Origin of the sequence: Achromobacter sp. JD-1 (assembly GCF_038594925.1) — a bacterium.
Classification (GTDB): domain Bacteria; phylum Pseudomonadota; class Gammaproteobacteria; order Burkholderiales; family Burkholderiaceae_B; genus Achromobacter; species Achromobacter spanius_C.
In genome coordinates, this window is record NZ_JBCGCS010000009.1 from 1 (window position 1) to 25,269 (window position 25,269).

Consider the following 25,269-nt stretch of genomic DNA (forward strand, 5'->3'; position numbering starts at 1 on the left):
CCGGCTGATGGATGACGACGTCCCATACCCCAGCGCCCTCCCCACTGCAGAGGGCGCACCTACACCATACAAGGATGATGACGCGCACCCCGACGCCGTGCTGCAAGCCCTGCTGCTTGCTCGCCATAGCTGCCGCGCTTTCCTGCCCGCGCCGGTGCCGCGCAATGTCATCGAACGCATCCTGACGCTGGCGCAGCGCACGGCGTCCTGGTGCAACTGCCAGCCCTGGCAGGTGGCCATTACCGAAGGCGCGGGCACCGAGCGCCTGCGCGCGGCGCTGCAAGCGCGGGCGCAAGCCGCCGATGCTGGCCCCGGCTTCACCCCTGACTTCCCTTTCCCCCCCGAATACCGCAACGAATATCTGGCGCGCCGCCGGGAATCGGGCTTCCAGTTGTACGGCGCGGTGGGCGTGGCGCGCGGTGACCGCGAGGCCTACCGCCGGCAAGAGATGCGCAATTTCCAGTTGTTCGACGCGCCGCACGTGGCCATCATCACCACCGATGAGGCGCTGGGCGAATACGGCGCGATGGACTGCGGCGGCTACGTCGCCAACTTCCTGCTGGCGGCCCAGGCCAATGGCGTAGCCACGGTGGCGCAGGCCTCGTTGGCGATGTATCCGGAAGTGCTGCGCGAGGTGCTGGGCATTGGCCCCGACCGGCGCGTGGTCTGCGGCATTTCCTTCGGCTACGCCGATACGGCGCATCCGGCCAACAGCTACCGCACGCGGCGTGCCGAGTTGCCGGAAATCGTCAGCTGGATTTCTGGCTAGCAGCAAGGGCTGACGATCCACCCAGAGGACAGACGCCGCGACGCCTGATATGGTTCACCATGTTTGCCGTTTGGCTGGCTTCGTTTGGCCCCGTCCGGCCCTGTTCATTTCTCCAGCATCCCCCTTGAAGATGACCTCCAAACACATCGATACGGTATTGCAGCACGCGGGCACCGCCCCGTTCGACCCCGAAACCGGCACGGCGCCCGTGCCGCTGCCGCCCATGCGCGCCAGCACCGTGCGGTTCCAGAACCTGGCTGCGTTGGAGCAGGCACAGCGCAGCAAGGCCGCTGGCGACCGTGCCACCACTTACGGCCGCATGGGCATGGATACCCACGCCGCGCTGGAAGAGGTCTTCACACACCTGGAAGGCGGCACGCACTGCTATCTGGCATCGTCGGGCCTGTCGGCGATGACGATGGTGATGATGGCGCTGTGCTCGGCGGGTGACCACGCGCTGATTTCTGATTGCGTCTACGGCCCGATGCGCGAGCTGGACGACGCGGTGCTCAAGCGCATGAACATCAGCATCACCTACTTCGCGGCCGATGAAAACCTGGACGCCTTGGTGCAGCCCAACACCAAGCTGCTGTACGTGGAATCGCCGGGTTCGCTGTTGTTTGAAATGCTGGACATGGGCGCCATGGCGGCCGTCGCCAACCGCCACGGCCTGGTGCTGGCCACCGACAACACCTGGGGCTCCGGCTATATCTACCGCCCGCTGACGCTGGGGGCGCAGGTGTCCGTCATTGCCGGCACGAAGTACGTGGGCGGCCACTCCGACCTGATGCTGGGTGCGGTGGTGACGAACGACGAGGCCATCGCCAAGAAGCTGAACCGCACGCAATACGCGATGGGGTATTCCATCAGTGCCGACGACGCCTGGCTGGCGCTGCGCGGCGTGCGCACGATGCCGATCCGCATGGCGCAGCACGCGCGCAATGCTATGCAGGTGTGCGAATTCTTCAAGAACCGTCCCGAAACCGTGCGCCTGTTCCACCCGGCGTGGCCCGAAGATCCGGGCCATGCGCTGTGGCAGCGCGACTGCACCGGTTCCAACGGCATGCTGTCCGTCGAGCTGCGTCTATCGCCCGCCGGTGCGGGCGCTTTCGTGGATGCGCTGACCTTGTTCGGCATTGGCTTTTCGTGGGGCGGCTACGAAAGCCTGGTGCAACTGGTGTCGCCCAAGGACCTGTCTACGCATCGCTATTGGGGCGAAGGCGACAACGCGCTGGTGCGCTTGCACATTGGCCTGGAGTCGCCGGACGACATCATCGCCGACCTGACCCAGGCGCTGGAGAAGGCCGCCGCGGTCGGCGCATAACGCTGACGCGGCGGCGACGGTTTCACGCCGCCGCGGCGCGTATCCACGCGCCGATGCGCGCGGCGATGTCGTCGCTGTTGTCGTCCATCATCGGCATGTGGGAATTACCGGTAATGCCCATCTGAGCCAGCCGCCACGTGTCGACCCGCGCACCGTGGCGTGCCAGCATATCGGCATAATCCTGGCCACTGACGCACAGGCGCTGCCACAGCGGCGTGGCGTCCAGGTAGTCGCCATAGACGAAGAGAAACGGCTTGTCCGCCACGGCGGTAGCCGAGACATCGGCGGAGAATCCCGACGGTTCAATCCCGATGACGCCGCGCACCAGATCGGGCCGCGCGTGCAGTGCTCGGTAAGCCACTTCGCCGCCGTGGCTATGCGCCACCACCAGGCAGGGGCCGACGCGGTCGAGCACCGCGCAGAAGGCGTGCCGCGCCGCGTCGTTATTGCCCAGCCAGCGTGGCACGGCATGCCGGATGAAGTCGTCGAACGCGTCGACCGGAAAGCGTTGCCCCGCGAACGCACGACGCGCCCCGAAATCTTCGGCGCGACCAAGCCGGAACAACGACCAACTTTCCTGCGCGCTTCGGATGATGGGCGGCTCGGGCCAGACCTGTTCGAACGGCGCCCACCCGGCGCGCCCGCGCTCGACGTTATCCACCACATACACGGCATGGCCCTGGCGCAGAAAATGCTGCATCCAGCCCGTGCGTCCGTCAGGCGTCTGCTCCCACATCGCGCCCGTCATACCGCCGCCGTGCAGCAGCACGATGGGCAGCGGATGCGCCAATTGCGCGGGAACGAAGTACTGCACATAGGCCTGTTCAAAGTGGTACAGGCCATTGGGGTCATACGCCAGCGACGCGCTTTGCGTGAACGCGATTTCGCGTTGCGGCAGGCCGGCGATGTTTACCGGCCTGCCGCCCGCGTAGAAGCTGCCGAAATCGGTCAGCGTGACGGGCTGGTTCTGGCCCTGCGCTTGCATCATCGTTTGACCAGCGGGCATTGGCTGTCCGCCAGCGGCCAGGCCAGCGTGTCGCCGGGAATGTTGCGCACGATGTTGTAGTAGTCCCAGGGCCCCTTGGATTGTGCAGGTGTTTTTACCTGAGCCAGCATCATGTCGCGCACCACCAGGCCGTCTTCGCGAATATGCGCGTTGATGCTGAAGGGGTCATCGATAGGCAGCGATTTCATTTTTGCCATGACGGCATCTGCGTCCACCGTGCCGGCCGCCTTCACGGCTTGCAGGTAGTGGCGCACCGAGCCGTAGACGCCGGCCTGCAGGAAGGTGGGCGGACGGCCGACGCGTGCTTCGAACTTTTTGGTAAAGGCGCGCGTGCCGTCGTTCATGTTCCAGTACGACGGCACGGTCAGGTAGGTCTTCTGCGCGGCTTGCAGGCCCAGGCTGTGCACGTCCGTGATCAGCAGCAGCATGGCGGCCAGTTGCTGAGCGCCGCCGATACCGAATTCCGCGGCTTGCTTGATGGCCGCAATCGTGTCGCCGCCCGCGTTGGCGATGGCGATGATCTGCGCCTTGGTCCCTTGGGCCTGAAGCAGGAAGGACGCAAAGTCCGATGCGTTCAGCGGATGGAACACCGTACCCACGACTTCGCCGCCGTTGGCCTTGACGACGGTCTCGGTGTCGGCCGCGAGTTGCTTGCCAAAGGCGTAGTCCGACGCCAGGATGAACCAGCGCTTGTTGCCTTCGTTGACCACGGCGGTGGCCGTGCCGCGAGACAGGGCGTAGGTCGTGTACGTCCACTGCACGCCATAGGGCGAGCACTGCGCTTGCGATAACGCGGTGGTGCCGGGGCTGGAGAACAGCACCAGCTTTTTCTTTTCGCGCGCAATGCCCTGCACCGCCAGCGCAACCGATGAATTGGGCACGTCCACCACCACGTCCACGCCGTCGGTGTCATACCACTTGCGGACCATGCTGCTACCGATGTCGGGGCGGTGTTGGTGGTCGCCCGATACCAGCGTGATCGGCTTGCCCAGCACGGTGCCGCCCATCTCTTCTATGGCCAGCCGGGCGGCTTCCACCGAGCCCTTGCCCGTGGCGTCGGCGGTCACGCCCGCCATGTCGGTAAGCACGCCGATCTTCACGCCTTCGGTTGTGCTGGCGTGTGTGGTGATGGCGCTGAACGCCAGGAACAGGCCCAGGCCCAGGTTCAATGTCGCGCGCTTGCGCGGGAATTGCCGTTTCATTTGTCTTCCACCCATGTGATGCCGTCTTTGCGGCGAATTCTTGTGGCGAAAGTGTAGCGCCGCGGGTTCGATGGCGAGGAAGAATTTCTCAACGCATTCCCAAAAGCAGAGCGCCCCGGCCATGCGGCCGGGGCGCTCTGCAATCCCTGCGCAAACCGAATTACTGGTTGCGCGCCATCGGGATCAATTTGTTGACTTCCTTCAAGGCGCCTTCGTAGCTGTTGCCCGCCATGACCGGCGAGGTCATGAACTTGCCACCGACGGCAAACGACGGCGTGCCGTCGATACGGTAGGCCTCGGTCAGTTGGGTGGCGCGTTGCACCTGCGCCTGCACGCTGAACGAATCGAAGACGGAATCGAACTTGGCGCGGTCCACACCTTGCGTGGCAACCCAGTCGCCCATGGACTTCTTGTCGAACAGGCGCTTGTGTTCACCGTGGATGGCGGTGAAGAACTTGGCGTGCAGATCGGGGCGGTCCAGCGCCTGGAACGTGTAGTAGACCTGTTGCAGCGGCTTCATGCCGGCGTTGAACGCAATGGGAATCTGCTTGAGCACGACGTCCGACGGGGCCGTCTTGGCCCACTCTTCAACCATGGGTTCCATGGCGGCGCAATGCGGGCAGGTGTAGGCGAAGAATTCCAGCACTTCCACTTTGCCCGGGGTGTCCGACGGCAGCGGCGGATTGATTGCCACATAGGCTTGCGTGCCTTGCGCGTGGCTTACCGGGCTGAAGAACGCCGAGGCGGTCAGCGCGGCCGCGGCCATGATGCGAATGATCTTTGGGGACAACATGGATGAGAGGTTCCTGAGTAAAAAGTTACAGACAGGCCCGGGGCCGGATAAGTTCAATGCAAAAAATAGCGCCGGATAGGTTTACTGGCGGACCACGGCGGTTTCGATCTTGTTTTCGCCCAGGCGGCCACGCGCGCGATTCATGTCGTCCAGCCGCGCAAACGGACCCACCCGCACCCGGTTTAGCGGTTTGCCGTTGACTTCCGCCTTTTGCACCGCCACCGGCAGGCCCAGCAGGATGATGCGCGCCCTTAACGATTCAGCATCGCTTTCGCCGCGAAATGCGCCTGCCTGCAAGTAATACGTGCCCGTTGCCGCCGGCGCGGCCTTGGCGGCTGGGGCGGGCTTGGACAGCGGTGTCGGGCTTGGATTTTGCGTTTGAGCCGGCGTTTGACCCGACGCGGCGGCCTGCGGCTTGTTGGTGGACGGCAAGGTGGCGATCAGCGCACCCAGGTCATCCAGCCGGGACGGCGTCTCATCGGGCTTGGACGTGGTGCCGGCACCTGGCAGAGGCACCGGTGCGGTGGCGGTGGGACCGGTGGGCGGCGCGCCTGCCGGTCCGTCGCGTCCGTACAGGCCGGCGTTCGGATCCGGCGCCTGGCGCGGGTCGGGCAGCTTGCCCGTGTCGCCCTGGCGGCTGGCCCGGTCCACGAAGGGCACGGGAGCCTTTGTGACGTAAAAGGCCACGACGGCGGCCACGATCAAGCCTAGGAGCAGACCGGCGAGCGCCCCGTAAAGGGTGCTGCCGCTTTCGCCCGAGGAACGGCGGGTGGTTTTGCGCTTGGTTGCCATGAACCGATGTTACATCCGCTCGGGCGCGGACACGCCCATCAGCGTCAAGCCATTGGCCAGCACCTGACGCGTGGTGGCGGCCAGGCGCAGGCGGGCCAGCTTCAAGGCCACGTCGTCCACCAGCACACGTTCGGCGCTGTACCAGGCGTGGAAGTCAGACGCGCAATCGCGCAGCCAGAAAGCAATGTGGTGCGGCGACAGGTCTTGCGCGGCCAGCGCCACCACGTTGGGAAATTCGGCCAGGCGTTGCATCAGCGCGAATTCGGACGGCGCGGTCAGCAAGGACGTATCGGCGGCTGCCACATCGGCGGCGGGCATGCCGGCGTTGTTGATCATCGTGCAGATGCGCGCGTGGGCGTACTGGATGTAATAGACGGGGTTCTCGTCACTTTTCGACAAGGCCAGGTCCACGTCGAACACGAATTCGGTGTCGGCGCGGCGCTGGATCAGGAAGTAGCGCACGGCGTCGCGGCCCACCCAGTCGATCAGGTCGCGCATGGTGACGTAGCTGCCGGCGCGCTTGGAGATCTTGACCTCTTCGCCGCCGCGCATCACCTTGACCATCTTGTGCAGCACGTACGATGGGTAGTCTTTCGGAATGCCCTCACCCAGCGCCTGCAGGCCGGCGCGCACGCGGGCCACGGTTCCGTGGTGGTCGCTGCCCTGGATGTTCACGGCGCGGTGAAAGCCGCGTTCCCATTTGGCCTTGTGGTAGGCCACGTCCGGCACGAAGTAGGTGTAGCCGCCTTCGCTCTTGCGCATGACGCGGTCTTTGTCGTCGCCGGTGCCCAGTTCGGTGGTGCGCAGCCACAGCGCGCCGCCCTCTTCATAGGTATGGCCGCCGGCGACCAGCGCCTTGACGGTGGCTTCGACGCGGCCCGACGTGTACAGCGAGCTTTCCAGGTAGTAGTTGTCGAACGCCAGGCCGAAGGCCTGCAGGTCCAGGTCTTGTTCGCGGCGCAGGTAGGCCACGGCGAAGACGCGGATGTCGTCCAGGTTGTCGATGTTGCCGGTGGCGGTGACGGGCTCGCCGTCGGACGGCTGGATGGTCTTGCCGGCCTGGAAGTCGCGGGCGATGTCGGCGATGTAGTCGCCCTTGTAGCCGTCTTCCGGCCAGTCGGGGGATTCGGTCGTCAGGCCACGGGCGCGCGCCTGCACGCTGATGGCCAGGTTGTGGATCTGGTTGCCGGCGTCGTTGTAATAGAACTCGCGGGTGACGTCCCAGCCGATGGCGTCGTACAGGCGGCACAGCGCGTCGCCCAGCGCGGCCTGGCGGGCGTGGCCCACGTGCAGCGGGCCGGTGGGGTTGGCCGACACGAATTCAACCAGGATCTTCTCGCCGCTGCGCGGGGCGCGGCCAAAGCTTGCGCCCTGCTCGGCCACGGCGGCGATGACGGCCTGGCGCGCGGCGGCGGTGATGCGCAAGTTGATGAAGCCGGGGCCGGCCACTTCGGCGCTGTCGACCAGATCACGGGCCTCGGGGTTGGCCAGCAGCGTGTCCACGATGGCTTGGGCCAATTCGCGCGGGTTGCGGCGGGCCGGCTTGGCCAGTTGCATGGCCACGTTGGTGGCAACGTCGCCGTGGGCGGCAACCTTGGGGCGCTCGAGCAGCACGTTGGCCTGGGCGTCGGGAAGGCTCTGCGCAACGGCGGCCTGGATCAGGGAGATAAGCTGTTTTTGTTGCTCGGGGAGCATGGGCGTCTGAAGAAGTTCTGGGTGAGTGACCAAGGCGGGGATCAAGCGGACGGTGTCCGGGCCGGCGATGTCACGGGAATCATCCGGAATGATAGTTGATTTGGCGGTCCAACCGGCGGCCTCGGGGGCGCAAACTGTCCGGCAAGCGTTCGCGGGGACGGCGGAACTCTCAATAAAATCAATCGTCTAGGTTTGTGAGGGCGCGCCGGCGGCAGCCGCCCCTGCGCCCGCGCCATAGCGCCAGTTGGCATCGCTTTGGCGTTGGGGTAGTGTATGTAACGTATTCATTGAGGGAGACCGCAACATGCTGATTACCTTTCACTCCAAGGTCGTGGCCGAAGTTCTGATGGTGTCCGACCACGCCGTCCCCATCCTGCAGGCGGCGGGAAAGCCCATCGGCGACAAGATCCCCGAACGTGGTGTTTTCACCGTCGAGCAACTGGGCCCCGCCATCAGCGGCATCGAGCACGCCATTGAAAGCGCCGAGCGTCCCGACGAGGACGAAGACGACGAAGACAAGGCGCCCCGCTCGGCCATGGCGCGCATGGTCGGCTTGAAGGAACGCGCGTTTCCGCTGCTGGACATGATGCGGCAATCTCAAGCCGCGGGCGTCGAAGTTACCTGGGAAGCCTCGCGCGGTTGGTAAGCAATGTCGCCCGGCGGACAATCTGCCCGGCGTTTTTTGCCTACCCTTGCCGCCTGACGCCCTTTCAAGGAACCCCTTTATGCGCTGCGACATCACCATTGTTTTCGACACCCGCCGGTCGCTGGACCTGACCGCCACGGTGGAAACGTCCCCGCAACGCCAGAGCGACGCGCGCGACTGGTTCGACGGCGCCTGGGAAACCCTGGGCTGCGAACCGTTGCGCCCCAGCGGCAAAGTGCTGCTGCTGGACAAGGTGCTGGGCGTGGCCGACGCGCTGGGCTACGACACCCTGTCCTCCGACGCCAAGGAAGCCCGCGAGTTCGCGGAGCATCTGGCCATGGCGCTGGAGCGCCCGCGCATCACTGTTGACCTGCCGGGTTTGACCGTCGGCTACTGACGGCCCAGGCGCGGCATACGTGAAAATCCCCGCTCGCAAGGCGGGGATTTGCTTTTGGGCGGCGTCTGCATGCCTTGCGGCAGCAGGCAAGCCCTAGCGGATCCCCGCCCGCATGAACGATTGCACGAACTGCCGCTGGAACAGCAGGAAGGCGATCAACAGCGGCGCGGCCGACATCAGTGTTGCGGCGGTGATGACCGACCAGTCGATGCCCTGATCCGTGGACGAGAACACCTGCAAGCCCACCGTCAGCGGCCGAGATTCGACCGAGTTGGTGATGATCAGCGGCCACAGGAAATTGTTCCAGTGGTGGCTGACCGACACCAGCCCATAGGCCACGTAGATCGGCTTGGCCAGCGGCACGTATACCTTCCACAGAATCTGCATGGCGTTGGCGCCTTCCATGCGCGCCGCTTCCTCAAGCTCGCGCGGCACCGTCTTGAAGGTCTGGCGCAGCAGGAAGATGCCGAACGCCGAGGCGAAGTACGGCAGCCCGATGGCGAACACCGTGTCGCGGATGCCCAGTTGGCTCATCGACCGGTAGTTCTCCACCAGCAGCACGTCCGGCATGATCATCAGCTGCAGCAACACCAGCATGAAGACGAAATCGCGGCCCCGGAATTCAAAGCGCGCGAAGGCGTAGCCCGCCAGCGTGGACAGCACCAGTTGCGCCGCCAGCACCATCGTGACCAGCATGAAGGTGTTCAGGAAGTAGCGCGGAAACGGCGCGGCATTCCAGGCGCGCGCGAAGTTATCCAGCGTCAGCGGCGCGAACAGCTCGAAGCGGGTCGCGTAGGCCGGGGGGTGGAACGCCGCCCACATGGCATAGGCAAGCGGCAGAATCCACAACAGGCCCAGCGCCCAGGCGCCCAGGGTATCTAGCTTGTCTTTCATTGATAGTGCGTCCTGCGGTCCAGCCAGCGGAACTTGATCAGCGCGGTCAGCGCCAGTACCACCAGCAACACGACGGTCAGCGTGGCGGCGTAAGCCGTGTCCCAGAAACTGAAACCCACCTGGTAGATGTAGTACAGCAGCAAGGTGCTGGCGTTGTCCGGCCCGCCGCGCGTCATGACCACCACATGGTCCACCAGACGGAAGGCGTTGATCAGGGCATTGATCAGCACGAACAGCGTGGTGGGCATCAAGAGCGGCCACAGGATGCGGCGGAAATACTGCCAGCGCGAGGCGCCTTCCAGCATGGCGGCCTCGCGCAGCGACGGCGACACGGTCTGCAAGGCGGCCAGGTAGAAGATCATGAAAAAGCCGGCTTCCTTCCACACCGTTACCAGCATCAGCGCCGGCAAGGCGGTTGCGCTGCTACCCAGCCAGTTGGGGCCGGGCGCACCGAACCAACCCATTACCTGCGCAATCAAGCCGTATTGCGGCGTGTAGAAGAACAGCCAGATGTTGGCCACCGCCACCATCGGCAGCACCGTCGGCGTGAAGTACGCCATGCGCAGAAAGCCGCGGCCGCTCAGATTGCGGTTTACCCACAGCGCCATGATCAGCGCAATGCCGATGGACGTGGGGATCGTGCCCAGCGCAAACCACAGGTTGTTCCACAGCGACTGCCAGAACACCGGATCGTCACGCATCAGGGCGTAATTCTCCAGCCCCACGAACCGCGCCGGACGCGCGCCCTTGGGGGTGGAGAAAAAGCTGTGCCAAAGCGTCGCCACGGCCGGGTAGTGCGTGAACGCGGCGAGCAGCACGATGGCTGGCAGCAATAGCAGCCAGCCATAAAGCGCATGTAAAGAGCGGCTCATCGTGCTTGTCGGCTTACTTGTAGGAACGCAGCACGCGATCGGCCTCGCGCTGGGCGTCGGTCAGGGCTTGCTGCGGCGTCTTCGACCCGATCAGCGCCGCTTGCAGCGCATCGTTCAGGGTCTTGGTGACGCGCTGGTTTTCATGCGTGGAGAATTCCGCCACGCTGACTTCCAACTGGTCACGCGCGACGGTTGCGGCCGGCACTTCCTGTGCGTACTTCTTCATCTTCTCGGTCTGCCAGGCGGCCGGCGTCACGGCGACGTAGCCCGTGGCGATGCTCCAGTCAGCCGCGCGTTCCGGCGTGGTGGCCCATTGCGCGAACTTCAGCGCGGCTTGTTGCTGCGCCGGCGTGCCGCTCTTGAAGATGTAGAAGTTGCCGCCGCCCGTGGGGCTGCCGCCGCGCTTTTGCTTCGGCATCATCGCAACGCCGAACGGGAAGTCGGCATTCTTGCGGATGTTGGTCAGGTTGCCGGTGGTGGTCCAGACCATGGCCGCCTTCTTCTCCAGGAAGTCCTTCGGCGTGGTGCCCCAGTCAATCGTGCCGGTCGGCATGATCTTGTGCTTGGCCGACAGGTCGCGCCAGAACTGGGCGGCTTCCACCGCCGCCGGCTTGTCCAGGTAGACCTCGTTGCCGGCCTCGTTCATCAGGATGGCGCCGTTGGGCGTGGTTAGCGCCTGGAACAGCCAGTACGCGAACGCGCCGCCTGACGGAATCTCGATGCCCCATTGCGTGGTGTTGCCCGAGGCGTCCTGCTTGGTCAGCTTCTTGCCGTATTCAACCAGTTCGGCCCAGGTGGCGGGCGCGCGTTCGGGGTCCAGGCCCGCGGCCTTGAACAGGTCCTTGTTGTAGTACATGACGATGGTCGAACGCTGGAACGGCACACCCCAGGTGTGGCCGCCCGTGCGGCTGTTCTGCATGAAGGCGTCATAGAAGCTGCCCAGCCACTTCTTGTCGGCATCGGACTTCGCCAGCGAATCGATCGGCACGATGGCGTCTTCGTCGATCAGGGTGAACATGTCGGTCGACAACAGCACAGCCAGTTGCGGCGGCGTGCCGCCCTTGAGCGCCGTCAGCGCCTTGGCGATGGAATCCTGGTAGGAGCCTGCGTAGATGGGCTTGATCTTGATGTCGGGGTTTTCCTTCTGGAATTCTGCCACCATGTCGTCGACGATCTTGGTGATGGGGCCGCCCACGGCCACCGGGTAATAGAACTCGACTTCAACGGGTTTGTTCTGCGCCTGTGCCGGCAGGGACAGGCAGGCGGCGGCCAGGCTGGCGGCCAGGGTCTTCAGTACGATGCGTCGCATGGTGCGTTTCCTTTCCTGTGGATTGGGCGTCTTTCAGCGCCCGTCGGTGTTGATGACCGCCGAATCGGCGGCAAAGAAATGCTGTTGCTCGTTCGGCCAGGACAGGCCCAAGGCCTCGCCGGCGCGAGCGCGCAGGTGGCCGCCAACTCGCACGGCGACGCCACTGGTGTCTCCAACGCGGCACACCACAATGGAGTCCGCGCCGAAGTACTCGACGCTTTCGACGATGGCGGGCATGCCCGCGCCGTCGATGCGGATGTGTTCAGGGCGCACGCCCAGCTTGACCGCGCCGGCCGGCGCATTCGCAATGGCCGGGCCATGCGTGCCGGTGATGACCGTGGAACCATGCAGGCTGGTCAGTGCGATCAGGTTCATGGGCGGCGTGCCGATGAAGCGGGCGGCGAATTCGCTGGCCGGGCGCGCATACAGGCCGTCAGGCGTGTCGTGCTGTTCGATCTGGCCGCCGCGCAACAGCACCACCTGGTCGGCCATGCTCATGGCCTCGGTCTGGTCGTGCGTGACATACACCATGGTGATGCCCAGGTCCTGCTGCAACGCGCGGATCTCGCGGCGCATCTCGTGGCGCAGTTGCGCGTCCAGATTCGACAGCGGCTCGTCCATCAGGCACACCGGCGCTTCGGAAATCACGGCGCGCCCCAACGCCACGCGCTGTTGCTGGCCGCCTGATAATTGCGACGGCTTGCGGTCCAGCAGATGGGCCAGGCCCAGCAGCGCGGCCACGCGCTGCAAGCGGCGGTCGAAATCGCGCGCGGGTTCCTTGCGCACCTTCAAGCCGAACAGGATGTTCTCGCGCACGGACAAGTGCGGGAACAGCGCGTACGACTGGAACACCATCGAAATACGGCGCTTGGCGGGAGGCAGTTGCGTCACGTCGCGGTCGCCGATGCGGATGGTGCCCGACGTGGGCGTATCCAGCCCGGCAATCATGCGCAAGGTGGTCGACTTGCCGCAGCCAGACGGGCCCAGCAGTACCGTGAAGCTGCCTGCCGGCACCGTGAAGCTCACGCCATGGATGGCGGCGGCGTTGCCGTACTGTTTGGTGAGGTTATCCAGAACGATGGATGACATGCTGTCTCGAAGATCTAATTGTTAGATCCGCATTGTTGCCTGTTATGAAAACCTTTTCATTGTGCAGCGCAAACATGACGGATTCGTGGCAAGTTCCACGGCTTCAAACTGCGCGACGCCTATTCGGCGCAGCGCTCATGCAAAGGGATACGGGCCGGGGTAATCCCCGATAACGGCGTGGTGCGTGACAAGATTCTTGCCCTGCCACCAATGCAGCTGGTAGCCCGGCGGTTCCATGATGTATTGCAGCGTCGGACGGGGCCCGAGCTCCAGCGCCAACTGATGCGCGGTGCCGGGGCAGGTTGAGGCGATGGTGCCGCCAAAGCGCTGGAAGATCGTGCGGTGCAAATGGCCGCACAACACGCGTTCGACGTTGGGAAAGCGCGACACGATGCGCTCCAGTTCCGGCGCGCCGGCCAACAGGCCGATGTCGTCCATGTGTTCAATGCCGGTCAGGAAAGGCGGATGGTGCATCACCACCAGCGTGGGGCGGTCGGGTTGTTCAGCCAGACGCGCCGCCAGCCAGTCCAGTCGGTCCTGGCAAAGCTCGCCATGGCTTTTCATTGGCACCACGGTGTCCAGCGCCAGCAAGCGCAGCGGATAGGTCTCGATCGCGTATTGGATGAACGGGCCGCCGCCTTGCAGGTAAGCATGATCGGGAAATGCCGCGCGTAGCTCCGCGCGATCGTCATGGTTGCCCGGCAGCAGAAAATACGGAATCTCCAGCGCGCTCAGGTGGTCGCGCAGCACCTGGTATTCATGCGGGCGGCCCAGGTCGGTCAAGTCGCCCGTGATCAGCACGCAGTCGGGGCGCGGTGTCAGTGCGTTCAACGCGTCTATGGCCGGCGCGAGGAACGCCGCGGGGTCAATGACGCCGTAGGCCTTGTCGCCCGGGGTGCGCATGTGCAGGTCGGTGATTTGTGCGATGAGCATGATGCGTGCGGTGTGTGGGGTTTGGATGAAAGCCGCGGAATGTCGTCAGTGAAATCCGGTCAACGACGCACGGAAGCCGCGGTGCCGCCGACCACGATGCAATGCGGCAGGCGGTTCGATTGCGGCGGCTGGCCGTGAATTTGCGCCAGCAGGTTCGAGCACGCTGTCTGCCCGATGCCGTCGCTGGGTTGCGCCACGGTGGTCAGCGGCGGGGTCAGCAGGGCGCCAAAGCGCATGCCGTCAAAGCCGCAGACCGAAATGTCGCTGGGCACGCGCAGCCCCAACGCCACCAGGTCGGCGATGACGGCGGTTGCCAACAGGTCGTTCGAGCAGAACAGCGCGGTGGGCGCCTGCTTGCCTCGCAGCGCGGCCTTGAGCACGTCGGCGTCGCTGCCGGTATGCGAGCTCATGGCGATGTGCTGCACGGTGTCCAGGTTCAGCTTCTTGGCGCAGGCGCGCGCGCCCATCAGCCGGCGGCGCGCACGGTCGGACGCGGTCAAGGGGCCGGTCACCAGCGCAATGCGGCGGTGCCCCAGTGCGGCCAGGTGCGCAACCATGTCACTGGCCGCGGCGCGATTGTCGACAGAGGCAAACGGGTGAGTGGACGACTCGTTATAGACGAGCACGTAGGGCATGCCGGCGCTGTCCAGATCGTCCAGCGTGGCGCTTTTGTTCACGTCGGCAACGGTAAGAATCAAGCCATCCACCTGATGGTCCATCAAGCCTTGCACTGCCGCCGATTCAACGGCCGGGTCATAGCCGGTGGCGGTCAGCATGACGCTGTAGCCGGATTCTCGCGCCCGCCGTTCCGCGCCTTCGAAGCATTCGGCAAAGACGGGATTGGACAAGGTGGGCAGAATCAAACCTATGGTGCGGGTGCTGCCCGACCGCAGGCTGCGGCCCACGCGGTTGGGCCTGAAACCGGCGCGCTTGGCCACGTTGCGGATGTGCGCCAGCGTGTCGGGATGCACGATCTCGGGCTGGTTGAACGCGCGCGAAACCGTCGCCGGCGAAACACCTGCCTTGCGAGCCACTTCAATAATGGAAAAGCGGGGCGACGGGCGCGTAGCCATATCTGAATTACTGCCGATTTACTGAAAACGATTTCATCTTACAAGACAAATATGACCTTTGTGTTGCACGGGTTTGCGCTATGCTGACGTGAACGCAACAACACAAAGCCAGGGCGCGGCGTAGTCGGTTTACCCGGGAAAACACGGTGTTTTCGGTGTTTTTCCCAATTGACGCGACGCGCACAATGGTTGGGATCGGTCCGCAGAAATCGCGTGGCGACAATGCCTCGCGGCAAGCAGGACAGACCCTCGGTCAAGGGGACCGGGTGCGCAGTCAGTAGCCACGCCATGCGCGGCGCCGGGATAGAGGAACAGGAAATGTCTACAGCCTTGAACAGACTTGGCGCGCTTGAAGCCGCGCGCAAGCTGCAACGGCGCGAGTTGACCGCGGTGCAACTGGTGCGGGCCTGTTTTGCCCGCATCGAGCAGCGCGAGAACACCATCCATGCATGGACGGCGCTGCAGAAGCAAGCGGCGCTGGAGCACGCGCAGGCCTTGGATGAAGGCGCCTTGCGCGGCCCCTTGCACGGGCTGCCCATTGGCGTGAAAGACCTGTTCGACACCTTCGATCTGCCCACCCGTTATGGCTCTCCCATTTACGAACGCCACCGTCCCGGCCTGGATGCGGCTTCGGTGGCGCTTTGCCGTGGCGCGGGCGCCGTGGTGGTGGGCAAGACCGTCACGACCGAATTCGCCACCTACCAGGCGGGCCCTACGCGAAATCCGCGCAACGAAGCCTATACGCCGGGCGGCTCGTCCAGCGGTTCAGCGGCCGCTGTCGCTGACGACATGGTGCCCTTCGCGCTGGGGTCGCAAACGGCGGGCTCGATCATTCGTCCGGCGTCGTACTGCGGCATCGTGGGCTTCAAGCCTTCCTTTGGTGCGATTCCGCGCGCGGGGGTAAAGAGCCTGGCCGAATCGTTGGACACCGTTGGTGGATTCGCGCGCTCGGTGCCGGACGTGGCGTTGTTCGCCTCGGTCATGATGCGCGATGCGCGCATGCTGAACTTGTCCTACGACGCCAAGCCGCGCATCGGCATGTGCCGCACGCTGCAATGGCGGCATGCGCACGCGGAAACCAAGGAAGCTTTCGCGCAGGCCGCGGCCACGCTGTCGCGCGCGGGCGCCGTGGTGCAAGAGGTGCCGCTGCCCGCGCAGGATTGCATGCTGGTGCAGTTGCACGCCGACATCATGGCGTTCGAGGCTTCGCAGTCGCTGGCCTACGAACGCCTGCAACACGCCAGCCAGCTCAGTCCGAAGATTCAGGCGGTGCTGGAAGCGGGGTCACAGATCACGGCTGAACAACACATCAGAAATCTGGCGCGGGCCGAAGAATCGCGTGCCCGCGTGAACAGCTGGTTCGACGACTACGACGTGGTGCTGGCGCCCAGCGCCGCTGGCGAAGCTCCGTTCGCCGACCTGGGCACGGGCGACCCGCAGTTCTCGCGCCCCTGGACGCTGTTTGGCCTGCCCTGCTTGAACCTGCCCTTTGCCACCGGCCCGCAAGGCCTGCCCGTTGGGCTGCAGTTGATCGGGCAACGCTACGACGACTACCGCGCGCTGGCAATCGGCGCCTGGGTCCATGAGCGGTTGCTGGAGGCCAACGCACCCGATATCGGTGCGTCCGATATGTGGCCGCGCGGTTGAACGCTATTCGGACTGTGTTGAGCGGAAAGCAGAAAGCCCGCCGATAAGGCGGGCTCTGTTTTGCCGGGTGCGCCAAAGAGAGGTGTGTCTTTGGGTCGTGGCCAGCCCATGTTTCGGGCTGGCTGTGGGCGTTCAGTGCAGCTTGCGCAGCGGAATCACGCGGCTTCGGTTGCTTCCTGGTCAACGGAGGCCACGGCGCCCGCATTGATGTGACGGTTGACGGCGCTCAGCACGGCCTGGAACGACGCGGTCACGATGTCGCGGTCGATACCCACGCCAAAGCCCGTGCTGGACTCGCCGACGCGCAGTTCCACGTAGGAAGCGGCGCGCGTGCCGGTGCCGGTGCCAATGGCGTGCTCGTGGTAGTCCATGATGCGCACGGGCACGTCCAGCGCGGCAACGAAGGCCGAGATGGCGCCATCGCCCTTACCCGTTACGACCCGGCGTTCGCCGTTGTATTCGAGTTCGGCTTCGATGCTGAAGTGCTGGCCTTCACCCGCCGACGGGTTGCCGTCGATGCGGTGACGGATCAGCTTCCACGGCGTGTTCTGTTCCAGGTATTCGCGGTTGAAAATCGTGTGCACGTCGTCGGCGGTGACTTCGCTGCCGGTCTCGTCCGTGACGCGCTGGATGGCGCGGCTGAATTCAATTTGCAGGCGGCGCGGCAAGACCAGGCCGTGTTCCTGTTCAAGCAGGTACGACACGCCGCCCTTGCCGGACTGGCTGTTCACGCGGATCACGGCGTCGTAGCTGCGGCCAAGGTCGGCGGGGTCGATGGGCAAGTACGGTACTTCCCAGACGGCGTCGGCCTGTTGCAGCGCAAAGCCCTTCTTGATGGCGTCCTGGTGCGAACCCGAGAACGCCGTGAAGACCAGGTCACCCGCATACGGATGGCGCGGGTGCACCGGCAATTGGTTGCAGTATTCGGCGCAACGGCGCACTTCGTCGATGTCCGAGAAGTCCAGGCCCGGATGCACGCCTTGCGTGTACAGGTTCAACGCGAGCGTGACGAGGTCGACGTTGCCGGTGCGTTCGCCGCTGCCGAACAGGCAGCCTTCGATCCGGTCGGCGCCGGCCATCACGGCAAATTCAGCGGCCGCAACAGCCGTGCCGCGATCATTGTGCGGGTGCACGCTAAGCACGATGCTGTCGCGGCGCGCCAGGTTCTTGTGCATCCATTCGATCTGGTCCGCGTACAGGTTGGGGCTGGTCGCCTCAATCGTGGCGGGCAGGTTCAACACCATCTTGTGGTCGGGCGTGGGCTGCCACACATCGGCCACGGCGTCGGAGACTTCCAGCGCGAATTCGGGTTCGGTGGTGCTGAACACTTCGGGCGAATACTCGTAGCTCCATTTGGTTTCGGGGCGCTGCGAGGTGTATTGCTTGATCAGGCGCGTGCCGGTGGTGGCGATGCCCTTGATCTCGTCCTTGGACATGTTGAACACGACCTTGCGGAAGGCCGGCGCGCAGGCGTTGTACATGTGGACGATGGCTTGCTTGGCGCCGGCGGCGGCTTCCACGGTGCGGCTGATCAGGTCTTCACGCGACTGCGTCAACACGATGATGGTGACGTCATCGGGGATGCGCTTTTCGTCGATGAGCTTGCGCACGAAATCGAAGTCGGTCTGCGACGCCGACGGGAAACCCACTTCAATTTCCTTGAAGCCGATTTTCACCAGTTGCTCGAAGAAGCGGAGCTTGCGCTCGACGCTCATCGGTTCGATCAATGCCTGGTTGCCGTCGCGCAAGTCGGTGCTCATCCAGATCGGCGCCTGGGTGATGCGGCGGCTGGGCCAGGTGCGTTCGGAGAAGTCGCGGGTAAAGGGCGCGAAGGGGACGTATTTGGTGGCGGGGTTGGCAAGCATCATTACTACACCTCGATCGGTATCTTTTGAATCCCGTGAGCACTGAGTCTCGGCGGCGCCTGTGACCGGATGACGGTTTTGCGCCAGGGGTTGCCGTGATTAACCGGCAGGATTCACAAATAAATGGGGGAAATCGCGTGTGGCAAACGTGGCTGCCGAGCTACCACGGGGACACTAGGCCCGGCAACCGATCGGTAGGTATAGCGATAGCGCGGCGGCAAAGGACGAGCGAGCGCGCAGGCCGGCGACCGGAGCGGCAAAGCGTCCGGTGGCAATCGCGGGGAGGGTGCGGTAAGCGGCCATAGGGTGCTAGTCAAACATACTTTTTCGACAAGCGCAAACAGAAACTGCCAGGTTGGGGGTCAGCGCGCCGGGCCGATACGCGGTTCGACGTAGCGTTCGGTGCGGGTTTCGCCACGCGGTTCGCGACGGCCCTCATCGCGCGGATCCCGGGCCGGCGGGCTGGCCGATCCGTCCAGAATCTGCGCCTGTTCCGCCACCATGGCGATCTTGCCACTGCGATTGTGGCGAATTTCAGACAATGCGCGGCGCAAGTCGCCTACAGTGAAGGGTTCCTGGCGGTCGCCCCAGGTCCAGCGCAGTACGCCCAGCGACTCTTCAGTCAGATTGGGCGCCAGATCGGCCAGCACGTCGGTGCTCACCGGCGTCGCGGCGCCCGAGGCCAGGCTGGCCGAAAACCAGGCGCGCACGGAGAAGAAGACAATCAGGGTCCAGATGCCGGTGACGACCCACCAGATGTAAGGATTGACCTTCTGCGCCATGTCTTGGGTGGGTTGGCCCAGGGTATGCAGGAAGTCGTAGTTCATGCGCTTGCCGAAATCCAGTATCCACGAGGCAATCAGATACCAAAGGACGACGGCGACGGCGATCATTATCGCGCGCACAACGATTCGGGGTAGCGCCAGTTTGAGCAGGGTCTGGCCGATAAGTCGGCTGTCCTGGCGAACGCTTGCGGGCGAAGTCAGATTCATCATGCAAAATATTGTACCTATGACCCGTCCAATTTTAGAACTGCGACCTGGCCAGCATTTGACGCTGACCCCTCAGCTACAGCAATCGATCCGATTGTTGCAGTTGTCCACGCTCGACCTCGAGGCCGAGATCTCGCAAGTGCTGGCGGACAACCCGCTGCTGGAGCGGGAAGACGACACCCCCGCCGCCGAGGCGCAAGCCGAATCCGAGCGCGAGTCCTCCGTGCAGGACGATGAACCCGCCGTCGAACGAGATTCCCCCGCCGAAGAAATGCCTGGGTCTGGCGGGGTGTATTCGGACGATGATTCCGGCCTGCCCGAGGCGGCGCGCCCCGACACCCTGCGCGAGCACCTGTTGGGCCAACTGATGTTGACGCGGGCCGCCCCGCGCGACGCCGCGCTGGCAGCCCTGCTGATCGACGAGCTGGACGAAAACGGGTATCTGGGATCGCCGCTTGAGGAAATCCTGACGTGGCTACCCGCCGACATGGAACCGGACCTGGACGAATTGCGCGCTGCGCTGTCCTTGTTGCAGTCGTTCGACCCCCCTGGCATCGGTGCGCGCGACATGGCCGACTGCCTGGTGTTGCAGTTGCGCCACCCTGACCTGAGCCGTCTGCCGGAAGCGGCGGACGCATCGGTCCTGGCGTGCGCGCGCGCGATCTGCGCACAGCATCTGCCCGTGCTGGCCACGGGTAACGCCGCCCGTCTGTGCGCCGCCGTGGGCTGTGACGAGGCGACTTTCCGCGCCGCCCATACTCTGATCCTGCGGCTTGAACCCCGCCCAGGCCGGGCCTGGACCGTGCCGGCCGCCGACTACGCCGTGCCCGACGTCATCGTGCGCAAGACCCGGCGCGGCTGGCAGGTCACGCTGAATAGCGCTGCGGTGCCCCGGCTACAGATCAACGGCCTGTATGCGCAGATGCTGGGCAATCAGAAGGAATCCGCGCACGCCGGCTTGCAGACCCAGTTGCAGCAGGCCAGATGGATGATCCGCAACGTGGAGCAGCGCTTTGACACGATCCTGCGGGTGGCCCAGGCGATCGTGGAACGCCAGACTGCGTTCTTCAGTCAAGGGCCATCGGCCATGCGTCCGCTGATCCTGAAAGACATTGCGGGCGAGCTTGGCTTGCACGAATCGACCATTTCACGGGCTACTACGCAGAAGTACATGCTTACTCCGTTTGGTACGCTGGAGCTCAAGCGCTTCTTCGGCACGGGCGTGTCCACGGACGGGGGGGATGCGACTTCCGCCACCGCGGTGCAGACGTTCATCCGCCAAATGGTGGCGGAAGAGAACCGCGCCAAGCCCTTGTCGGATAGCCAGATCATGCAGAAACTGGCCGATCAGGGGATAGTCATCGCCCGCCGGACGGTGGCAAAGTACCGCGAGGCGCTGCGGATTGCCCCCGCCACGCTGCGCAAGGCGCAGGCCAGCGCGCGTTGAAATAGGGGACGATTCCGCGCGGATTCGTCCTTTGTATCAAGGGCTTGCGTGACAATTCCGCTACAACTTTTTTTGGGTGCGGGGCTTGTCATTCGTCGAATAATTTTCGATAATCATTCGCATGTACATTTGCGTATGTAATGCCATCACCGAACGCCAAGTCCGCGCCAGCGTGGACGGTGGCGCGACGACGCTGTCCGACCTGCAATTCGAGCTGGGCGTAGCCACGTGCTGCGGCTGCTGCGCGGCAACCGCCGCCGAATACCTGCCGGGCGGCCGCTGCTCCAGCGTGTGCGACGTTCGCTCCATCGCCGTTCCGGTCAATGCTCCTGCCACGCTGGTTGAGTCGGGCGCGGCTGCCAACAACAGCAGCTTCCCCATTCCGCTGGTCGCCGCGGGCTGAGTATTGCCGTCCCCTTCCGGCTCGCTGAGGTTTCCCAGCGGGCCGCGCTGTTTTTCCTTCCAGATTTCCACTGCTGTTCCTGCAGTTTCTCCCGCTGTTTTCCTGTCGATCCCCTTTTGCCCGCGCCGGGTTGCAAATGCACAACCTGACGGCATCAGCGCGTATGTCGCCGAAAACACCCAGCCTTCCTCTCATTTACCGAGCCCTCGCGCGCAATATGCTGAACGATTGCGGCGTATCGGTGCGCGCAAGGCCGCATATCGCTTGCCTTGTGTGTGCAAGGCATCAAGTACGCATACTCATTCTCATTGGCTTGTCGCTTTCTTGTAGCGGTCCTAAAGCGGTTTACCAAATGCAGAGCAAGGCTAGGCGCGGCCCCGCGGCAGGTGGTAGTCTGCCGGGGTTGCGTACGCGCGGCATCGTGCGCTCCTTTGTCGCGATGCACTCGCGTCGCGCCTGACTGCAAGGAGTCCATTATGAAAGGCGACAAAACCGTCATCCAGTTCTTGAACAAGCAACTGACCAACGAACTGACGGCCATCAACCAATATTTCCTGCATGCTCGCATGCTGAATCACTGGGGCTTCGACAAGCTGGGCAAGCACGAGTACGAAGAGTCCATCGGTGAAATGAAGCATGCGGATCGCCTGATCGCGCGCATCTTCATGCTGGACGGCCTGCCCAACCTGCAAGATCTGCACAAGCTGCTGATCGGTGAAGACGTGCCCGAGCTGCTTGCCTGCGACCTGAAGCTGGAGCAAGCCGCCCACACGACCGTCGTGGAAGCCATTGCCTATTGCGAATCGGTGCGTGACTACGTCTCGCGCGATCTGTTCCAGGACATCCTGGACGACACCGAAGAACACATCGATTATCTGGAAACCCAGATTGAACTGATCGACAAGGTCGGTATCCAGAACTACCTGCAAAGCCAGATGTCCGTGCCCGAGTAATCGGTTCGACAGCAGGCAAGAAAATGGCGCCCCGTGGGGCGCCATTTTCATGGGCGGCGTAAAGAAAATACGGCGTTACTGTGCGCCGAGTTACTGCGGCCGGGCCGGGCATTCGGCCATCGTGCCCCAGGCGCGGTTGGGCGCACAGTACTTGTTGCGCGCATTCCAAGAGCACGAGGGGCGCTCGAAGAAGCCTTGCGTGGCGCAATGGGCCAATTCGCGTTTGAGCGCGTCCTGCCAGCCGGGTACGCCCGGCGCGGGCGATGTGTTGGGCGGGGGCGGAGGCGCCTGGATCATTTGCGACGTGCCGTAGCCGCTGGTTTGCATCTGACCGCCGTTGATGGCGGTAGACGTGCCAGGCACTTGCAGATCCATTGTGGTGACGTCCGAAGAGCCTGACGGCAACGGCACTTCCGAGGCCGCCGCGATTTCTCGCGCCTGTTCGGGCGTGATGCGCTCGCGCGAGATCTGCACGGCGGGATCGCTGACGGTGTCGAACAGCGACACCGTATTGACCTGCCATTCCCGGTCAGCGGGCTTGTCCGGCACGCCCAGCGTGCCGTCAATGCGGGGCTGCGGGGGTTGCGCCACGTAAGGGCGTCCGTTGGCGTCCAGCACAGGTTGCTGCGAAGCCGCCGCGTCCTGTCCAGGAGCCGGTGCCGCGGGCGGCGCGTGTGCTACCAGCCAGTCACCCAGTTGAATACCGCCCCAGGCCGACGCGCCAAGCGCGACCAGGAGCGTTGCGAATAATAAGCGCCAAGACATTGCTACCCTCATCTGCCGTGCGGAGCCCGAACGGGCCTACGCCTTGTCCCCGAAAACCTTGCCTCCATGCTCGCGCATGGCATGGAATTTAACCTCGGGATACAGATCCTCGGCTACGCGCAACTGCGCGTGGGAACTGACCAAAAAGGCCGCCGCATCGACGACATCATAGGCGATATGGGCGGCATTGGCATCCATGAACTTGCGCAGCGCTTTCGGGTTTTCAGACGTAATCCAACGTGCCATTGTGTAGCGCGAAGGCAGCATCCGGGCGTCCGCGCCGTACTCGGTTTTGAGGCGGTGAGCGACCACTTCAAACTGCAATTGGCCGATGGCGCCCAGCAGCAACGAGCCGCCGGCGGCCTCGGGGCGGAACACCTGAATGGCGCCCTCTTCGCCCAGTTGGGTCAGGCCGGTGCGCAGTTGCTTGGTGCGCAGCGGGTCCTTCACTTCCACCGCCTGGAACAGTTCAGGCGCGAAGAACGGCAGGCCGGTGAACTGCAGCGTTTCGCCTTCGGTCAGCACGTCGCCCAGTTGCAGCACGCCGTGGTTCGGAATGCCGATCACGTCGCCGGCATAGGCCTCGTCCAGCAGCTCGCGCCGTTGCGACAGGAAAGACACCACGTTGTTGGGCCGCATTTCCTTGTTGGTGCGGGCCACCTTCAAACGCATGCCGCGTTCAAAGCGGCCCGAGCTGACGCGCACGAATGCAACGCGGTCGCGGTGGGCCGGGTCCATGTTGGCTTGCACCTTGAACACCACGCCGGTGAACTTGGGTTCCTCCGGCAGCACTTCGCGTTGCAGCGCCATGCGCGGGCCGGGGGGCGGCGCGTGGTCGACCAGCGCATCCAGCACTTCCTGGACGCCGAAGTTATTGATGGCGGACCCGAAGAACACCGGGGTCTGCTTGCCGGCCAGGAACTGATCGCGGTCGAACGGGGGCGCGGCTTCGTTGATGAGCTCGATCTCGCCGCTGGCCTGGTCAAACGCCGAGCCGTAACGGCGGGCGATTTCGGGGTTGCTCAGGCCTTCGATGACGTCGTCATTGTCCGAGCGGCGTTCCTGCCCGGGGCGGAACACGCGCATGCGATCGCGGCGAATGTCGAACACGCCGCCAAAGGCCTTGCCCATGCCGACCGGCCACGAGAACGGCACGGCGTCCATGCCCAGGTGCCCTTCGATTTCAGACAGCAGTTCCAGCGGCTCGCGCACTTCCCGGTCCATCTTGTTGATGAACGTGATGATGGGCGTGTTGCGCGCGCGGCAGACCTGCAGCAGGCGGATCGTCTGCGGTTCGACGCCGTTGGCGGCGTCGATCACCATCAGCGCGGCGTCCACCGCCGTCAGCACCCGGTAGGTATCTTCCGAGAAGTCCTGGTGGCCCGGGGTGTCGAGCAGGTTGATGACGCAGTCGCGGTATTCCATCTGCATGACCGACGAGGCCACGGAAATGCCGCGTTGCTTTTCAATTTCCATCCAGTCGGACGAGGCATGGCGCGAGGCTTTGCGCGCCTTGACGCTACCGGCGATCTGAATCGCGCCTGCGAACAGCAAGAGCTTTTCGGTCAGCGTGGTCTTGCCCGCGTCGGGGTGGGAAATGATCGCGAACGTTCGGCGCCGCGCAACTTCGTGAGGGATATTCATGGTCGGGGAGATTGTACTTAACGCCGCTTTTGGAGCCGGCGCGGTACGGCATCGTGCATGAAAAAGCCTTGGGGCACGCGCTGTCGCCAGCGAGCGCGCCAAGGCCCGAAAGTTCAGGAATGGCGGCGGAACGACGCCAGGAATACACCAGCCAGAATGAACAGCGACCCAAAAGTGCGGTTCATCCAGCGGATGTGCTTGGCGTCGCGCAGCAAGCGCAGCACGCGCGCCGCCAACAACGTATAGACACCCATGGCGACCAGATCGGTGAAGGCCAGCGTACCGGCCAGCGCCATGTACTGCGGCGTCAGCGCCAACGTGGGGTCCACGAACTGCGGCACCACGGCCAACAGGAACACCGTGCCCTTGGGGTTCATGGTGTTGATCAGGAAGCCGCGCATGACGAGCTCACGGATCGAGGCCTGCTTGGGGTCGCCCGCATCCACCGCGACGGGCGCGGCGTCGGTGCGGATCTGTCGCACGCCCAGGTAGATCAAATACGCCACGCCCAGATACTTGACCACATTGAAGGCCATTTCGGACGTAGCCAGCACCGCGCCCAAGCCCACGGCCACCACGACGAACTGGAACAGGATGCCCAGGATGAGGCCGGCCGTGTTCCAGTAGCCGCGTGCAAAACCGTATTTCAATCCAGAGGACATCGCCGAAATCGCGCCCGCCCCGGGTGAGAACGAAATGGCCCAGGAGGCCAGGAAGAACGTCAACCAGGTGGATAAGGGCATGATGGCGCGGGTCCTT

Annotated in this window: 24 protein-coding genes; 8 read left to right on the forward strand and 16 right to left on the reverse strand. The window is 64.2% G+C overall.

The window, feature by feature from the left end; genetic code table 11:
- Positions 1 to 7: 7 nt before the first annotated feature.
- Entirely contained in the window at positions 8 to 769 is a 762-nt protein-coding gene (locus WBR68_RS15415) for a nitroreductase (protein WP_230694760.1), read from the forward strand.
- A gap of 130 nt (positions 770 to 899) precedes the next feature.
- A complete protein-coding gene (gene metC / locus WBR68_RS15420; protein WP_230694669.1) occupies positions 900 to 2,093 on the forward strand; it encodes a cystathionine beta-lyase in 1,194 nt (397 codons plus the stop codon).
- Between the two features lie 22 nt (positions 2,094 to 2,115).
- Here metC and WBR68_RS15425 read toward each other — a convergent pair whose 3' ends face one another.
- From WBR68_RS15425 to argS, 5 genes are all read right to left on the reverse strand, one after another.
- Complete coding sequence (locus WBR68_RS15425) at positions 2,116 to 3,099, reverse strand: alpha/beta fold hydrolase (protein ID WP_230694670.1); 984 nt, start codon at positions 3,097 to 3,099, stop codon at positions 2,116 to 2,118.
- Entirely contained in the window at positions 3,078 to 4,301 is a 1,224-nt protein-coding gene (locus WBR68_RS15430; RefSeq protein WP_050448859.1) for an ABC transporter substrate-binding protein, read from the reverse strand. Before WBR68_RS15430 ends, WBR68_RS15425 begins: the two co-directional genes overlap by 22 nt.
- 160 nt (positions 4,302 to 4,461) lie before the next feature.
- Entirely contained in the window at positions 4,462 to 5,094 is a 633-nt protein-coding gene (locus WBR68_RS15435; RefSeq protein ID WP_050448860.1) for a thiol:disulfide interchange protein DsbA/DsbL, read from the reverse strand.
- Between the two features lie 81 nt (positions 5,095 to 5,175).
- Positions 5,176 to 5,886, reverse strand: a complete 711-nt coding sequence (locus WBR68_RS15440; RefSeq protein WP_050448861.1) for an SPOR domain-containing protein — start codon at positions 5,884 to 5,886, stop codon at positions 5,176 to 5,178.
- 9 nt (positions 5,887 to 5,895) lie between these two features.
- Positions 5,896 to 7,581, reverse strand: coding sequence for an arginine--tRNA ligase (gene argS / locus WBR68_RS15445; protein ID WP_127183107.1), 1,686 nt, complete (start codon positions 7,579 to 7,581; stop codon positions 5,896 to 5,898).
- A gap of 304 nt (positions 7,582 to 7,885) precedes the next feature.
- Here argS and WBR68_RS15450 point away from each other — a divergent pair, with 304 nt between their 5' ends.
- Positions 7,886 to 8,227 carry a DUF1840 domain-containing protein gene (locus WBR68_RS15450; protein WP_050448863.1) on the forward strand — a complete coding sequence of 114 codons (342 nt, stop codon included), beginning with the start codon at positions 7,886 to 7,888 and terminating at the stop codon, positions 8,225 to 8,227.
- Between the two features lie 79 nt (positions 8,228 to 8,306).
- Complete coding sequence (locus WBR68_RS15455; RefSeq protein WP_050448864.1) at positions 8,307 to 8,624, forward strand: hypothetical protein; 318 nt, start codon at positions 8,307 to 8,309, stop codon at positions 8,622 to 8,624.
- A gap of 93 nt (positions 8,625 to 8,717) precedes the next feature.
- On the opposite strand, the gene WBR68_RS15460 is transcribed toward WBR68_RS15455, so the two are convergent.
- The 6 genes from WBR68_RS15460 to WBR68_RS15485 form a co-directional block, all read right to left on the reverse strand.
- Complete coding sequence (locus tag WBR68_RS15460; protein WP_050448865.1) at positions 8,718 to 9,518, reverse strand: carbohydrate ABC transporter permease; 801 nt, start codon at positions 9,516 to 9,518, stop codon at positions 8,718 to 8,720.
- On the reverse strand, positions 9,515 to 10,390 hold the full coding sequence (locus WBR68_RS15465; RefSeq protein WP_050448866.1) for a carbohydrate ABC transporter permease: 876 nt from the start codon (positions 10,388 to 10,390) through the stop codon (positions 9,515 to 9,517). The genes WBR68_RS15460 and WBR68_RS15465 overlap by 4 nt, the downstream gene beginning before the upstream one ends.
- A gap of 13 nt (positions 10,391 to 10,403) precedes the next feature.
- Positions 10,404 to 11,699 (reverse strand): ABC transporter substrate-binding protein, encoded by a 1,296-nt coding sequence (locus WBR68_RS15470; protein ID WP_230694671.1) that lies wholly within the window; start codon positions 11,697 to 11,699, stop codon positions 10,404 to 10,406.
- A gap of 33 nt (positions 11,700 to 11,732) precedes the next feature.
- The gene (locus tag WBR68_RS15475; protein ID WP_050448868.1) at positions 11,733 to 12,788 is read right to left on the reverse strand and encodes an ABC transporter ATP-binding protein; all 1,056 of its coding nucleotides are present in this window, start codon (positions 12,786 to 12,788) and stop codon (positions 11,733 to 11,735) included.
- A 135-nt stretch (positions 12,789 to 12,923) separates the two neighbouring features.
- Complete coding sequence (locus WBR68_RS15480; RefSeq protein WP_050448869.1) at positions 12,924 to 13,721, reverse strand: phosphodiesterase; 798 nt, start codon at positions 13,719 to 13,721, stop codon at positions 12,924 to 12,926.
- 59 nt (positions 13,722 to 13,780) lie between these two features.
- Positions 13,781 to 14,794: a substrate-binding domain-containing protein gene (locus WBR68_RS15485; protein ID WP_050448870.1), complete on the reverse strand. Its 1,014-nt coding sequence runs from the start codon at positions 14,792 to 14,794 to the stop codon at positions 13,781 to 13,783.
- Positions 14,795 to 15,112: 318 nt separating this feature from the next.
- On the opposite strand from WBR68_RS15485, the gene WBR68_RS15490 reads away from it, so the two are divergent.
- Complete coding sequence (locus WBR68_RS15490; RefSeq protein ID WP_230694672.1) at positions 15,113 to 16,441, forward strand: amidase; 1,329 nt, start codon at positions 15,113 to 15,115, stop codon at positions 16,439 to 16,441.
- Between the two features lie 155 nt (positions 16,442 to 16,596).
- Here the strand turns inward: WBR68_RS15490 and leuA are convergent, their stop codons facing one another.
- Together leuA and WBR68_RS15500 are read right to left on the reverse strand one after the other, a co-directional pair.
- Complete coding sequence (gene leuA / locus WBR68_RS15495; protein WP_230694673.1) at positions 16,597 to 18,309, reverse strand: 2-isopropylmalate synthase; 1,713 nt, start codon at positions 18,307 to 18,309, stop codon at positions 16,597 to 16,599.
- A gap of 359 nt (positions 18,310 to 18,668) precedes the next feature.
- The gene (locus WBR68_RS15500; RefSeq protein ID WP_230694674.1) at positions 18,669 to 19,301 is read right to left on the reverse strand and encodes a hypothetical protein; all 633 of its coding nucleotides are present in this window, start codon (positions 19,299 to 19,301) and stop codon (positions 18,669 to 18,671) included.
- 16 nt (positions 19,302 to 19,317) lie between these two features.
- Between WBR68_RS15500 and rpoN the strand changes: the two genes are divergently transcribed.
- The 3 genes from rpoN (at position 19,318) to bfr (ending at position 22,101) form a co-directional block, all read left to right on the forward strand.
- A complete protein-coding gene (rpoN, locus tag WBR68_RS15505) occupies positions 19,318 to 20,745 on the forward strand; it encodes an RNA polymerase factor sigma-54 (protein ID WP_442854135.1) in 1,428 nt (475 codons plus the stop codon).
- A gap of 121 nt (positions 20,746 to 20,866) precedes the next feature.
- The gene (locus WBR68_RS15510) at positions 20,867 to 21,148 is read left to right on the forward strand and encodes a (2Fe-2S)-binding protein (RefSeq protein WP_050448875.1); all 282 of its coding nucleotides are present in this window, start codon (positions 20,867 to 20,869) and stop codon (positions 21,146 to 21,148) included.
- Between the two features lie 476 nt (positions 21,149 to 21,624).
- Positions 21,625 to 22,101 (forward strand): bacterioferritin, encoded by a 477-nt coding sequence (gene bfr / locus WBR68_RS15515; protein WP_050448876.1) that lies wholly within the window; start codon positions 21,625 to 21,627, stop codon positions 22,099 to 22,101.
- A 90-nt stretch (positions 22,102 to 22,191) separates the two neighbouring features.
- On the opposite strand, the gene WBR68_RS15520 is transcribed toward bfr, so the two are convergent.
- From WBR68_RS15520 to WBR68_RS15530, 3 genes are all read right to left on the reverse strand, one after another.
- Positions 22,192 to 22,878: a hypothetical protein gene (locus WBR68_RS15520; RefSeq protein WP_127183110.1), complete on the reverse strand. Its 687-nt coding sequence runs from the start codon at positions 22,876 to 22,878 to the stop codon at positions 22,192 to 22,194.
- Between the two features lie 24 nt (positions 22,879 to 22,902).
- Positions 22,903 to 24,510 (reverse strand): peptide chain release factor 3, encoded by a 1,608-nt coding sequence (locus WBR68_RS15525; RefSeq protein WP_050448878.1) that lies wholly within the window; start codon positions 24,508 to 24,510, stop codon positions 22,903 to 22,905.
- 113 nt (positions 24,511 to 24,623) lie between these two features.
- On the reverse strand, positions 24,624 to 25,253 hold the full coding sequence (locus tag WBR68_RS15530; protein ID WP_050448879.1) for a LysE family translocator: 630 nt from the start codon (positions 25,251 to 25,253) through the stop codon (positions 24,624 to 24,626).
- Between the last annotated feature and the right edge of the window lie 16 nt (positions 25,254 to 25,269).